12 protein-coding genes are annotated in these 14,027 nt (G+C 35.6%); 11 read left to right on the top strand and 1 reads right to left on the bottom strand.

The window, feature by feature from the left end:
• Positions 1-41: 41 nt before the first annotated feature.
• From purE to purD, 6 genes are read left to right on the top strand one after another with little or no spacing between them, the layout of a single operon-like run.
• Entirely contained in the window at positions 42-521 is a 480-nt protein-coding gene (gene purE / locus C3E88_RS11940; RefSeq protein WP_236910413.1) for a 5-(carboxyamino)imidazole ribonucleotide mutase, read from the top strand.
• A gap of 19 nt (positions 522-540) precedes the next feature.
• Complete coding sequence (gene purF, locus C3E88_RS11935) at positions 541-1,884, top strand: amidophosphoribosyltransferase (protein WP_236910412.1); 1,344 nt, start codon at positions 541-543, stop codon at positions 1,882-1,884.
• Positions 1,885-1,902: 18 nt separating this feature from the next.
• Complete coding sequence (gene purM / locus C3E88_RS11930; RefSeq protein WP_236910411.1) at positions 1,903-2,931, top strand: phosphoribosylformylglycinamidine cyclo-ligase; 1,029 nt, start codon at positions 1,903-1,905, stop codon at positions 2,929-2,931.
• On the top strand, positions 2,925-3,542 hold the full coding sequence (gene purN / locus C3E88_RS11925) for a phosphoribosylglycinamide formyltransferase (protein ID WP_236910410.1): 618 nt from the start codon (positions 2,925-2,927) through the stop codon (positions 3,540-3,542). The genes purM and purN overlap by 7 nt, the downstream gene beginning before the upstream one ends.
• A gap of 10 nt (positions 3,543-3,552) precedes the next feature.
• Positions 3,553-5,085, top strand: a complete 1,533-nt coding sequence (gene purH / locus C3E88_RS11920; protein WP_236910409.1) for a bifunctional phosphoribosylaminoimidazolecarboxamide formyltransferase/IMP cyclohydrolase — start codon at positions 3,553-3,555, stop codon at positions 5,083-5,085.
• Between the two features lie 22 nt (positions 5,086-5,107).
• Complete coding sequence (gene purD, locus C3E88_RS11915) at positions 5,108-6,361, top strand: phosphoribosylamine--glycine ligase (protein WP_236910408.1); 1,254 nt, start codon at positions 5,108-5,110, stop codon at positions 6,359-6,361.
• Between the two features lie 31 nt (positions 6,362-6,392).
• Here purD and C3E88_RS11910 read toward each other — a convergent pair whose 3' ends face one another.
• Complete coding sequence (locus tag C3E88_RS11910; RefSeq protein ID WP_236910407.1) at positions 6,393-7,328, bottom strand: DMT family transporter; 936 nt, start codon at positions 7,326-7,328, stop codon at positions 6,393-6,395.
• A 205-nt stretch (positions 7,329-7,533) separates the two neighbouring features.
• Between C3E88_RS11910 and prxU the strand changes: the two genes are divergently transcribed.
• From prxU to C3E88_RS11885, 5 genes are all read left to right on the top strand, one after another.
• The gene (gene prxU, locus C3E88_RS11905) at positions 7,534-8,124 is read left to right on the top strand and encodes a thioredoxin-dependent peroxiredoxin (RefSeq protein WP_236910406.1); all 591 of its coding nucleotides are present in this window, start codon (positions 7,534-7,536) and stop codon (positions 8,122-8,124) included.
• Between the two features lie 323 nt (positions 8,125-8,447).
• Positions 8,448-10,118, top strand: a complete 1,671-nt coding sequence (locus tag C3E88_RS11900; protein WP_236910405.1) for a formate--tetrahydrofolate ligase — start codon at positions 8,448-8,450, stop codon at positions 10,116-10,118.
• Positions 10,119-10,213: 95 nt separating this feature from the next.
• A complete protein-coding gene (locus tag C3E88_RS11895; RefSeq protein ID WP_236910404.1) occupies positions 10,214-10,540 on the top strand; it encodes a YerC/YecD family TrpR-related protein in 327 nt (108 codons plus the stop codon).
• A gap of 132 nt (positions 10,541-10,672) precedes the next feature.
• Positions 10,673-12,511 carry an ATP-dependent zinc metalloprotease FtsH gene (gene ftsH / locus C3E88_RS11890; protein ID WP_236910403.1) on the top strand — a complete coding sequence of 613 codons (1,839 nt, stop codon included), beginning with the start codon at positions 10,673-10,675 and terminating at the stop codon, positions 12,509-12,511.
• A gap of 52 nt (positions 12,512-12,563) precedes the next feature.
• Entirely contained in the window at positions 12,564-13,781 is a 1,218-nt protein-coding gene (locus tag C3E88_RS11885) for a hypothetical protein (protein ID WP_236910402.1), read from the top strand.
• Positions 13,782-14,027: the final 246 nt, after the last annotated feature.

Below are 14,027 nucleotides of genomic sequence, written 5' to 3'. Positions count from 1 at the left end.
AGGATATCCTTTATGCAATTATATGGAAAGGGTGTTATTTAATGAAAGTTGCCGTTGTAATGGGAAGTATATCTGATAAGGAAGTAGCGGACAAATCCGTTGAGATACTCAAAAAATTTGGAGTAGATGTGGAGATGAGGGTCATTTCTGCTCATAGAACTCCTTATGAAGCCTTAGATTTTGCTAAGAAGGCGGAAGAAGATGGTATAGAAGTCATAATTGCTATTGCTGGTAAAGCAGCCCATTTAGCTGGCGTTATAGCTGCTATAACTCCCCTACCAGTTATTGGGCTGCCTATAAAATCATCAACTATGGATGGTATGGATTCCCTACTATCCATAGTTCAGATGCCAAAGGGAATACCAGTGGCTACAGTAGCTATAAATGGAGGGGAAAATGCAGGTTTATTAGCGGTACAAATATTATCGGTAAAGTACTCTGAATTAAGAGAAAAGTTTAAGGAATATAAGATGGAAATGTCCAAAAAAGTAATGGAAATGGATGCTCAGATGAAAAAGTAGACCGAAAGGATGGAGACCTTTGTCTGGAGTTATTGGAATATATAGTAGGGAAAATAGGTATATATCTAAAATAATGTACTATGGATTATATGCATTGCAGCATAGAGGACAGGATAGTGCTGGGATTGCAGTAAATAACAATGGATATATTGATTATCATAAGGATTTAGGATTGGTACAGGAAGTATTTGATAAGGATGAGTTAAATAGACTGAGAGGGAATATAGGCATAGGACATATTCGCCAGGGTATTGCTGGAGAAAATATTACGGCCAATATAGAACCTTTGGTAGCAGGATACAAAAAAGGAGCATTAGCTCTAGCCTACGATGGTTCCTTGATAAACTTTGTGGAGTTACGGGAAAAATTGGAAGATGGAGGAATTATATTTCAATCCTCTATGGATACAGAAGTTATTGCAAATTTAATTGCTAAATACCACAAGGATGATATTGAACAAGCCATAATAGAAGCAGTAAAGGATATAAAAGGTTCCTATGCATTGGTGATCATGACTAACGATAGACTAATTGGCATAAGGGACCCCTATGGTATGAAACCTTTGTGCATTGGAAAATTAGAAGAGGATTATATATTGTCTTCGGAAACTTGTGCTTTAGATACTATAGGTGCAGAGTTTGTTCGAGATGTAGAGCCAGGAGAGATGGTAGAGATAATTCAAGGGGAGATAAAATCTTTAAGGACCAAAAAACCTGAAGCCAAGAATATATGTTTATTTGAAATAATCTACTTTGCTCGTCCCGACAGCAAATTAGATGGAAAAAGCATATATCTCATACGACGAGAAGCTGGCAGGAATCTTGCTAAGGAGTGTCCTCAAGGAGGAGATATAGTAATATCTGCTCCTGATTCAGGAACGGTAGCTGCCATAGGCTATGCAGAGGAATCAGGCATACCCTACGATGAAGGCTTGATAAAGAATAGATATGTAGGTAGAACTTTTATCAAACCAACCCAAGAGTTAAGGGAACAAGGGGTTAGGATAAAGTTAAACGTATTGAAGGAGAATGTAGAAGGAAAGCGGGTAATCCTAGTAGACGACTCCATCGTCAGAGGGACTACTATGAAGAGGACTGTCTCCATGTTGAAAAAAGCGGGGGCTAAAGAAGTCCATGTAAGGATATCAGCTCCACCAGTTACCCATAGCTGTAATCTAGGTATCAATACATCTAGGGGAGATAATTTAATAGCAAAAGGAAAGACTATAGATGAAATAAAGGAGATAATAGATGCTGATTCCTTGTGCTTTTTATCATTGAAGGGGCTTTTAGAAGCGGCAGGGGGCGAAGATATATATTGTACTGGTTGTTTTGAAGGGAATTATCCCTTTAGAGATCAGTGAACAGAAAGGAGAAGGGCAATGACCATTAGCTATAAGGATGCAGGAGTAGACAAAGAAGCAGGTTACAAACAGGTGAAGCTCATAAAAAACATAATAGGTAAAACCCATACAGAGAATGTGATATCGGATATTGGAGGATTTGCGGGACTGTTTCAGTTAGATACAAGCTCCTATAGGGAACCGGTATTGGTTTCTGGCACTGATGGAGTGGGAACTAAATTAAAGATTGCCTTCATGATGGATAAACATAGTACCATAGGAGAAGATTGTGTAGCTATGTGTGTAAATGACATATTATGCCAAGGCGCTAAACCTCTATTTTTCTTAGATTACATTGCTACGGGAAAACTAATTCCAGAGAAGATGGCAGGTATAGTTGAAGGCATTGCCAATGGATGCGTCAAGGGAGAATGTGCATTGATCGGTGGAGAAACAGCGGAGATGCCTGGCTTTTATAATATAGATGAATATGATTTAGCAGGTTTTTGTGTAGGTATAGTGGATAAGGAAAGGATAATAGATGGTTCCAATATAGTAGAAGGGGATATATTAATAGGCCTTCCTTCCTCTGGAGTTCATAGTAATGGGTACTCTCTTGTAAGGAAAATCATATTTGAAAAACAGAATATGACTGTAGATGAGTTCATACCAGAACTAGGAACTACCATTGGAGAAGAACTATTGATACCTACCAGAATATATACAAAAGCTATTAGACCTTTAGTAGATAAGTTTAATATTAAGGGAATGGCCCATATAACTGGCGGTGGATTTTATGAAAATATTCCAAGGATTCTTCCTGAAGGATTAACAGCTCATATCTATACTGATAGAATAAATACCCCAAGGATATTTAATCTATTACAAATTTGGGGGAATATCCCTACTGAAGAGATGTATTCTACTTTTAATATGGGCATTGGAATGGTTTTAGCAGTTTCTAAAGATGAAGGGGAGAAAATAAAAAATCTGTTAAAGGACCAAGGCGAAGAGGCCATCCTATTAGGTGAAATCAAAAAAGGTCAGGAGAAGGTAATATTATGGTAAATATAGGGGTTCTGATCTCTGGTGGTGGAACTAATCTCCAAGCAATCATAGATAATATCAAGGGTGGAAATATAGATGGGGATATAAAGATAGTTATATCCAATAGCAAAGAAGCCTATGGATTGATAAGAGCTAAAAAGGCCGGGATAGATACCCTATATATAGATAGGAAGAAATTTACCACAGAAGAGGAATTCAACAGAAGGATTATGGAGGAATTTTCTAAGCGAAATGTAGAATTAGTAGTACTGGCAGGATATTTAAGGGTATTGTCCAAGGAATTTATTGAAAGCTATAAAAACAGGATAATAAACATTCACCCTTCTCTAATCCCTAGTTTTTGTGGAAAAGGTTGCTATGGGGAACGAGTCCATGAAATGGCATTGGACTATGGTGTGAAAATTACTGGAGTAACTGTCCACTTTGTAGATGAAGGAACGGACACAGGCCCTATTATCCTGCAAAAAGCAGTAGTAGTAAAAGATGACGATACCGTAGAAAGCTTAAAATCAAGGGTGCTTCAGGTAGAGCATCAACTATTACCAGAAGCGATACGGCTCTACTGCCAAGGAAGTTTATCTTTCCAAGGAAGAAAGGTAATCATTAACTAGAGGTGATAATATGAAAAGAGCGTTAATAAGCGTTTATGATAAAGAGGGGGTAGTCCCCTTTGCGACGGAATTAAATAGATTAGGTTGGGAAGTAATCTCAACTGGAGGCACATATAAAACTTTAAAGGAAGCAGGGATAGATGTAATAGATATATCTGAAGTGACCCAATTTCCTGAAATATTAGATGGTAGAGTAAAAACCCTTCATCCCAATATCCATGGAGGACTCTTATATAAAAGGAATGACAAGAATCATGTAGATAAATTAAAAGAGCTAAATATAAACTCTATAGATATGGTAGTCAACAATCTATACCCTTTTGAAGAGACGATAAAAAGGGAAGGGGTAGGCCATGAAGAGATAATAGAAAATATAGATATAGGCGGTCCTTCTATGATAAGGGCAGCAGCCAAAAATTATGAATTTGTAACGGTAGTAATGGATCCTTCTGATTATGCAAAGGTATTAGATGAGATTAAATCCAAAGGAGAGACTAGTCTAGATACTAGAAGATATTTAGCCATGAAGGTATTTCAATATACTGCCTATTATGATTCCTTAATAGCAAATTATTTTAATGATTTGGAGTCGGTTGAGTTCCCAGATATAGTTACCTTAGTATTCAAAGATAAACAAGAATTACGCTATGGAGAAAACCCGCATCAGAAGGCGGTATTTTTCAAGGAAAGGGATGATTTAGAAGGTACCATAGCTGGGGCTATTCAAATCCATGGAAAGGAATTATCCTTCAACAATATTAATGACAGCAATGGAGCTTTGGAGATATTGAAAGAATTTGATGAACCAACGGTAGTGGCAGTAAAACATGCTAATCCCTGCGGCATAGGTGGTGGAGGAGACATATTAGAAGCCTACAGAAAAGCTTATGAATCCGATACCATATCAATATTTGGTGGAATTATAGCAGCCAATAGGGAAATTGATGAGGAAGTTGCAAAATTAATAAATGACATATTCATAGAGGTAGTTATGGCACCTTCCTATACCAAGAAGGCCTTGGCTATTTTAACATCTAAGAAGAATATAAGGGTTCTTAAAATTCCCCAAATAGAGAAAAAAGATTACAAATCCTATGATATAAAAAAAGTACTAGGTGGAATACTACTACAGGAAAGGGATATACAACTATTAGGTGAAGAACTTAGAGTGGTAACCAATAGAAAGCCAACGGATGATGAAATGGAAGATTTGCTATTTGCATGGAAGGCAGTGAAGGGAGTCAAATCCAATGGGGTACTTTTAGTAAAAGATAAGGCAACTATTGGTATAGGTTTAGGAGAGGTAAATAGGGTATGGGCTGTAGAAAATGCCATTGAAAGGGCGGGAGAAAAGGTTGAAGGTTCTGTGTTAGCTTCTGATGGATTTTTCCCTTTTAAGGATTCAGTAGAGGCCTTAGCAAAGGCCGGGGTTACGGCCATTATTCAACCTGGTGGCTCCATAAAGGATCAAGAATCCATAGAAGAAGCAAATAGACATGATATAGCCATGATATTTACGGGTATGAGACATTTCAAACATTAACCTTTAGGAAAGAAGGGATACTATGAAGGTATTGGTCATAGGCGGCGGTGGTAGGGAACATGCTTTGTGTTGGAAAATAGCACAGAGCAAAAGGGTATCCAAGGTATTTTGTGCCCCTGGAAATGGAGGTACAGAGACTATAGCTGAGAATATAGGCATAAATGCCAATGAAATAGACAGGCTAGTGGATTTTGCTCTAAAGGAATCCATAGATTTAACGATAGTAGGTCCAGAGGATCCTTTGGTAATGGGTATAGTAGATAGATTTAAGGCAAAAGGGCTTCGTATATTTGGAGTAAATAAGAAAGCAGCCCAATTGGAAGGAAGTAAGGTTTTTGCTAAGAAATTTATGGAAAAGTATAGCGTATCTACAGCTAGGTACAAAGCCTATACTAGTGTAGACAAGGCTATCGATGGGCTGGAAGAGTTTGATTATCCTGTGGTAATTAAAGCTGATGGATTGTGTCTTGGTAAGGGCGTGGTAATCTGTGAATCCAGAAGTGAAGGAATAGATGCTCTAAAGCATATAATGGTAGATAAAACTTTCGGCTCCCAAGGGGATACTATAATAATAGAAGAGTTTTTAGTAGGTACAGAAACCTCTTTATTATGTTTTGTTTCCGATGGAAGGATATTTCCCATGGAATCAGCTAAAGATTATAAGAGGATATTCGACGGAGATAGAGGAGCTAATACAGGAGGAGTTGGTTGCTTTTCACCTAATCCTTTGATGGATGAAGATTTGAAGAAGACTATACAAAGGGAGATACTCTCAAACATAGAAAAGGGCTTAGAATATGAATATTTAGACTATAATGGCATATTGTTCATAGGACTTATGCTTACTGAAAAGGGCCCTAAGGTGCTAGAGTTTAACTGTAGATTTGGAGATCCTGAGACAGAGGTATTAATTCCAAGACTTGAAACGGATATAATTGATATTTTCCAAAAGACTATAGATGGGAATTTAAGAACGGAAGATTTAATATGGACCGAAAGGCCTTGTGTTACTATAGTGGCTACATCCAAAGGCTATCCAGGAAGCTATGAAAAAGATAAGGAGATAAAGGGGCTAGATGATTTAGACAAAGATATAATAATATTTCACAATGGAACGAAAAGAATAGGCAATAAACTATATACTAATGGAGGCCGGGTCCTTTCAGTAACTGCTCTAGGAGATACTTTAGAAGATGCTAGGAATAGGTCTTATGATAATATTGATAGGATTAATTTTCAAGGGATTTATTATAGAAAGGATATAGCCGAAAAATAAAACTTGGACAGCTTACATTACTGTCCAAGTTTTATTTTTTTGGCTTAGTCCCAATCCTATTATCCATATTTAATGCAAATATCCCTAGTACTACCAATATTAATCCGATTATTAGATTAAGGGTAAACTGTTCTCCTTTAATAAACATTGCGGAGAAAATGGAACCAAATATGGGAATAAATAATCTATATACACTTACTTTTCCTGGTGGATTGTACTTAAGCAACATATACCAGAGGGTGAAGGCAGCTGCAGATATAAAGGCAGCATATAATAGTAGACTAAAGCTAGCCGTATTAAAGTTCAAACCATTGCCCCTTAGGCCAAATTTACCGATAATTAATAATAGCAGTGAACCAGAAAACATCTGCCCTCCAGATAATAAAAAGGGATTAATATTGCTGGATATACTTTTTACATATATAGTTGCAACGGTACTTAGTAAGGCAGATATGATTAAAAAGCCTTCCCCAACAAATTTGAAACTTAGGTCTAAGTCTTTACCTAGATTTACTAAGACAACTCCACTAAAGCCTAATATAAGGCTTAATACCCTATTAAAATTTAGCTTATCTTCAGCATAGATAAAGTGAGCAGCAATAACCGTAAAAAAAGTACTCCCTGATTGAAGTATTGCAGATTTTATTCCAGAGGTATTGGCTACTCCTATGTAGAAGAAAAAGTATTGTAATGAGGTCTGTAGTAGACCTAATATAATTATAGGTTTTAGATTAGATCTATTTACATGGATTCTTTCCTTAAGAACAATCTTTTGAATTAATAAAACCATAATAGAGGCTATAAAAAATCTTAATCCTGCAAAATATATCTTTGAATATATATCAGCCGGTTTGATTTGAAGTAATTCGTAACCTATTTTTACTACAGGAAATGCACTTCCCCACAGGGCAGTACATATAAGAGCTATGATTAAAATATTGTGTTTTTTAGTAAAAAAGTTGTCCATTTGTTTCTCCTTTCTATGAAGTATAAGATGTGCCATATTTAAACTACCCAATTTTGATATTTTGAAACATGCTGTCAATGTTCTTATTTAAAATTGTCATATAGATAAATATTATACATTTTACCTTGTTTATAGACAAAGTTTATGGGTAAATGATAATTAGCAAGCATTAAATTAGCAAACAATAACAAAGGAGGATCAATAAATGTTAGTTGGAAGACAAACACCAAATTTTAAAGCAAAAGCTTATCACCAGGGAAAAATTATCGATGTTAACCTAGAAGATTACAGGGGTAAATGGGTTGTATTATGCTTCTATCCTGGAGATTTTACTTTTGTCTGACCTACTGAGCTAACACAAATAGCCGTTGGCTATGACACATTACAATCACTAAATGTAGAAGTATTGTCTGTATCAGTAGATAGTGTATTCTCACATAAAGTATGGGATGAAACAGAACTATCTAAGATGGTAGATGGGGGCATACCATATCCTATGCTATCAGACCCAGGTGGAAAAATAGGAGAACTATTTGACGTATACGATGAAGAAGAAGGGGTAAATATTAGAGGTAGATTTATCATCGATCCAGAAGGCATAATACAAGCTGCTGAAATATTAACATCTCCTGTAGGAAGGAATCCAGAGGAGCTATTAAGACAGATCAAGGCTTATCAACATCATCAAAAGACAGGAGAAGTAATACCTTCTGGTTGGCAAGAAGGAGGTTCTACGCTAACCCCATCACCTGAATTAGCTGGTAAGGTGTGGAAAGAGTGGAAACCAAAAAAATAAGGGATGATTTCCCTTATTTTTTTGGTTAATTTCTCTATATCTATTTTGTATTGTTTCTCTTATTATATTATAGTGATTTAAATTATTAAACAATAAACTATTTCAAAAAATCTAATTTATTTGATATAATACTATATAGCTAAATTTTTTTAATAACATATTAAGACAATATGGCAAAACAGATGACTTGATTCAAAAAACTGCTTGGGAATAGAATATGTACTAGAGTACATACTACTTATGTTATAATGCTGAATTTTTAATCTATGGTTGCAATATAAGCGGTCATAGATACAAATATTACATGATAAGGAGGAATAATATTGAAAACAGATGTTCAAATCGCTCAAGAAGCAAAGATGTTACCTATTATCGAGGTGGCAGAGAAACTAGGACTAGAAGAAGATGATTTGGTACAATATGGTAAGTACAAAGCGAAGATAAAATTAGATGTACTTGAAAAACTACAGGATAAGAAAGATGGAAAATTAGTTTTAGTTACAGCTATTAACCCAACTCCTGCTGGAGAAGGAAAGACTACTACTAATATAGGTCTTTCAATGGGGTTAAACAAGATTGGTAAATCTGCAATAACAGCCCTAAGAGAACCATCCCTTGGACCAAGCTTTGGAATAAAAGGAGGAGCCGCTGGAGGGGGATATGCTCAGGTAGTGCCAATGGAGGATATTAACCTTCATTTTACTGGAGATTTCCATGCAATAACCACAGCTCACAACCTAATATCAGCTCTATTAGATAACCATATACATCAAGGCAACAAATTAAACATTGATCCTAGAAGAGTTGTTTGGAAAAGGGTTCTGGATATGAACGACAGGGCATTGAGAAATATAGTTGTAGGCCTTGGAGGCAGACCAAATGGAGTGCCTAGGGAAGATGGATTTGATATAACTGTAGCTTCAGAAATAATGGCTATATTCTGTTTATCAAAAGATCTAGAAGATTTCAAGAGAAGAGTTGGTGAAATAGTTGTAGCTTATAACTATGATGGGGATCCAGTATATGCTAAGGATCTAGAAGCAGAAGGTGCTGTAGCTGTACTTATGAAAGATGCAATCCATCCTAATCTAGTACAAACTTTAGAAAACACACCTGCATTAATTCATGGTGGACCTTTTGCAAACATTGCCCATGGATGTAACTCTATGTTAGCTACACAAATGGCTCTAAAGCTAGCTGATTATACTATTACAGAAGCAGGATTCGGTGCTGACCTAGGAGCTGAGAAATTCTTTGATATTAAGTGTAGATTTGGCGACTTGAAACCAGATGCTACTGTAATAGTGGCTACTATAAGAGCATTAAAATATAATGGCGGAGTTAAAAAGGATCAATTAGGAGAAGAAAACCTAGAAGCTTTAAAAGAAGGTTTTGCAAATCTAGAAAAACATATAGAAAATGTTAATAAATTTGGAGTACCTGCAATAGTAGCTATCAACCAATTCCCAACAGATACGGAAGCTGAGTTAAACTATGTACTTGATAGATGTAAAGAACTAGGAGCAGAAGCTGTATTGTCAGAAGTTTGGGGCAAAGGTGGAGAAGGTGGAATCGAATTAGCTGAAGCTGTGGTAAGAGTATGTGAAACTAAAGAATCTAACTTTGCACCAATATATGATGTAGAAAGTACTATTAAAGAAAAAATTGAAAAAATAGCTAAGGAAGTTTACGGAGCAGATGGCGTTGACTATACTAAATCTTGCGAAAAGCAAATAGCTAATATCGAAAAATTAGGCTTTGATAAGATGCCAATTTGCATGGCAAAAACTCAGTATTCGCTTACAGATGATCCAACTGTATTAGGTAGACCAGAAGGATTTAGAATTACTGTAAGGGACATAAGGATATCTAGAGGGGCTGGCTTCTTAGTAGCCCTAACAGGAGAGATAATGACTATGCCAGGACTTCCAAAAGTTCCTGCTGCAAACAATATAGACATATTGGAAAGCGGGGAAATTGTGGGACTGTTTTAGCAAAAAAGTCTGGAGGGATTCCCTACCAGACTTTTTTTATAAAGCTAGCATATTTCATAATATTAGGGTAATATAAACTTAGGGAGGTTGTTGTGGTGACGGATTATAACTCTAAGATAAAAAGCAAACAAGTAGACGATTTTTTTGAAGCAATATTACAGCTAAAAGATATGGAAGAATGCTACAGGTTTTTTGAGGATATATGTACGGTAAAGGAAATACAATCCATAGCTCAAAGGCTAGAAGTTGCAAAGCTGTTAACACTAAATAAGACCTACAATGAAATAGAAAAGAAAACTGGAGCTAGTACTGCAACCATCAGCAGGATCAATAGATCACTAAACTATGGTGTAGATGGATACAGTATTGTATTGGAAAGATTAGGTTACATTAAAAAGGACAAAGAGGATAAAACGGAGTAGAGAAAAAGGATTTCCTTTAGATAGGAAATCCTTTTCATAAATGTGCATATTATTTGTAGGAGAAGTAGATATGTGTATTATATGATACAATAAAAATGTTGTATTTTTTATAACATATGGAGGAAATTAAAAATGAAAGGTGACAAAAGAAATAAAAGATTTGATAAGAAAAAATGGCTTATATACTATTTGCTTATCATGTTAGCTGTGAACTTCATATTTAATGGATATTTAAAGCAAAAGTTTATACAAAATGTAAGCTATAGTCAGTTTGTAAAGCTAGGAGAAGAAGGAAAAATTATATCCGTAGAAGTAGATACTGATGAAATATTGTTTGAAATAAAACCAGAAAAGGGAAAATCCCCTAAATTGTATAAAGCTAACAATATGAAAGATCCAAATCTAGTAGATAAGCTGGAGGAGTGGGGTGTAGAGGAATATGAAGCTAAATCCCAAAAGGTATCTATAGCCCAGTATCTATTGACCTCTTGGGTAATACCCATTATATTTATCATGTTCATATGGAATCTAATCTCCAGAAGCATGGCTAAGAGAATGGGTAGTAATGCAATGAATTTGGGTGGGAAAGTAGGAACTATCTATGCAGAAAACCATGAAGGTGTAACCTTTAAGGATGTAGCAGGGCAAGACGAAGCTAAAGAATCCTTAAAGGAAATAGTGGATTTTATTAAGAATCCGGAAAAATATACAGATATAGGAGCTAAACTTCCAAAAGGAGCCTTGCTTGTTGGACCACCGGGAACGGGGAAAACACTATTGGCTAAGGCTATAGCAGGGGAAGCTAGTGTACCATTTTTCTCTATATCTGGCTCCGAATTTGTACAGATGTTTGTTGGTATGGGGGCATCTAGAGTTAGGGATTTATTTAAACAAGCTCAGGAACAATCCCCTTGTATAGTATTTATAGATGAGATAGATGCTATTGGAAAAAGGCGAGATAGTTCAGGCTATGGTGGAAATGACGAAAGAGAACAAACACTAAACCAATTATTAACGGAGATGGATGGTTTTGATTCCTCCAATGGTGTAGTAATATTAGCAGCAACTAATAGACCAGAGATACTAGATCCAGCTTTATTAAGGCCAGGTAGGTTTGATAGGCGAATTATCGTAGATACGCCAGACTTAAAAGGTAGACTAAAGATATTGGAAGTTCATTCTAAAAACATTAAACTAGGCCCGGATGTTAATCTAGAGGATATTGCTAAAGCAACCCCTGGTGCAGCAGGGGCAGACTTGGCCAATATAGTTAATGAAGCAGCTCTTAGGGCAGTGCGGTTAGGGAGAAAAAATGTAATACAAGAAGACCTAATGGAATCCATAGAGACGGTAATTGCAGGAGCAGAGAAAAAGGATAGAATCATGTCTCAGAGGGAAAAAGAAGCAGTAGCATATCATGAAGCTGGACATGCCATAGTGGCAGCAATGCTAGAGGGGACAGATCCTGTAGCTAAAATAACCATAGTGCCAAGGACCATGGGTTCCCTTGGTTATACCATGCAACTACCAGAAAGAGAGAAATACCTAATTTCTAAAGAGGATTTACAAAACGAACTATGTATTTTATTTGGAGGCCGTTCTGCCGAGGAGGTAAAATTTGATCTAGTATCAACAGGGGCTTCCAATGATATTGAGAAAGCTACAGAGATAGCTAGGAATATGGTTACTAAATATGGAATGAGTGAAAAATTTGGCATGATGGGTTTGGAAACTTCTCATGGACAATATATAGATGGTGGCACAAATAAAAACTATAGCGAAACCACTGGAAAGGAAATAGATGATGAAGTATTAAAGCTTATTAAAGCTTCCCATGAAAAATCTAGAAAGATACTAGAAGATAATATAAAGTTATTGGATATGGTTGCCAGTAGGCTACTAGAAGTAGAGACTATTACTGGAGAAGAATTTAATCAAATGGTAGAGGAATATAAAGAACAAAGGATATAGATTATGTTGAAAAATTAATTATTAAAAACATTAAAATAGAAAGGATGATATTATGGCAATAGGAATCTATAGTTTGATCTCCCCAGTTCATGATGTTAAAAGGGTGGAAGAGGATACTTGGGGTTTTTTAGACACTATAGAGAAAAACCTAAAAGAGGACTTTGTAAAGTGTCAAATAGATACCCTTTCTAATTACCCCTTATCCTTAATATTTGTTGCTTCTGGGGGAGTAGAAGGTCAATTTAAACAAAATTATAAAAAATTAAAGGAACCTTATTACCTGCTTACCAATGGAGAAAACAACTCCTTTGCAGCCTCTTTAGAGATACTTACATTTCTCAAACAACAAGGTCTAAAAGGGGAGATACTACACGGTAGTGTAGATTATATTTCCAGTAGGATAAGGGATATAAACAGCATAATAAAGGCTAAAGAAAAGTTAAGGGGAATAAATGTAGGAATAATAGGTAAGCCATCCGATTGGCTTATAGCTTCCCATGTAGACTATGAAGATTTAAATAAAAGGTTTAAAATAAATGCTATAGAAATAGATATTGAAGAGCTATTAGAGGAAATAAATAGAGTAGATGTAAATAAGCTAGATACCTTAGATGATAATAAAAAAATAATGGATCTATACAAAGAATCCTTTAATAACAATAGCTTACGGGAGGCACTAAGAATATATATAGCATTAAAAAATATAGTTGAAAAATATTATCTTGCAGGACTGACTATTAGATGTTTTGATTTATTATCTACAGTGCATAATACAGGTTGTATAGCCTTATCCTTATTAAACGATGAAGGAATAATATCTTCCTGCGAAGGGGATGTACCAGCGTTGATTTCAATGTTAATACTAAATGCTCTATCAGATGAACCGGTATTTATGGCCAATCCATCTAGTATAGACATAGAAAAAAATGAGGTAATTCTCGCCCATTGTACTGTTCCCCTAGATATGACCAAGGACTATGTACTGGATACCCATTTTGAATCTGGTATAGGAGTAGGTATTCATGGAGAAATCCAAGAGGGACAGGCTACTTTATTTAAGTTAAATAGCAATTTAGAGGAATATTTCGTTAGTAGTATATCTATTAAAGAAAATATGTATCATAACAATCTCTGTAGAACTCAAATAAGAGTCCATATGGATGAAGATGTAAACTACTTTTTAACCAACCCCATGGGAAACCATCATCTAATATGTAGAGGGGATTATGCAAGACTTGTAGATGAGTTTATGAATTCAATGCTTAAATAACAATGAAAGACTAGGGGATTATTCATATGTCACCTAGTCTTTTATTATTTACTATAAAGCTATGTTTACTAGAATGGAAACCCCTCTGCAGATTCACCACCTATATCTAGAAAAATTGCTGGTTCCCCTCTAACAATAGAGAGGATATTAACGCTTCCTCTAATCAAAATATTTAATTATTGGGTAAAATATATCACAGACTCTATGGTTTATCAAACAAAATGAAAACAGAATATAATATTAATT

The sequence above is a fragment of the Clostridium sp. Cult3 genome (genome assembly GCF_021655115.1).
Classification (GTDB): Bacteria; Bacillota; Clostridia; order Tissierellales; family Tepidimicrobiaceae; genus PPXY01.
Note: the sequence above shows the minus strand (reverse complement) of the source record. Positions and strands in the feature narration are given on the sequence as shown.

Bases quoted from the DNA above. Each gene is read 5' to 3' on its own strand.
- purE (WP_236910413.1), top strand. From the start codon at position 42: ATGAAAGTTGCCGTTGTAATGGGAAGTATATCTGATAAGGAAGTAGCG.
- purM (WP_236910411.1), top strand. From the start codon at position 1,903: ATGACCATTAGCTATAAGGATGCAGGAGTAGACAAAGAAGCAGGTTAC.
- purN (WP_236910410.1), top strand. From the start codon at position 2,925: ATGGTAAATATAGGGGTTCTGATCTCTGGTGGTGGAACTAATCTCCAA.
- purH (WP_236910409.1), top strand. From the start codon at position 3,553: ATGAAAAGAGCGTTAATAAGCGTTTATGATAAAGAGGGGGTAGTCCCC.
- purD (WP_236910408.1), top strand. From the start codon at position 5,108: ATGAAGGTATTGGTCATAGGCGGCGGTGGTAGGGAACATGCTTTGTGT.
- C3E88_RS11910 (WP_236910407.1), bottom strand. From the start codon at position 7,328: ATGGACAACTTTTTTACTAAAAAACACAATATTTTAATCATAGCTCTT.
- ftsH (WP_236910403.1), top strand. From the start codon at position 10,673: ATGAAAGGTGACAAAAGAAATAAAAGATTTGATAAGAAAAAATGGCTT.
- C3E88_RS11885 (WP_236910402.1), top strand. From the start codon at position 12,564: ATGGCAATAGGAATCTATAGTTTGATCTCCCCAGTTCATGATGTTAAA.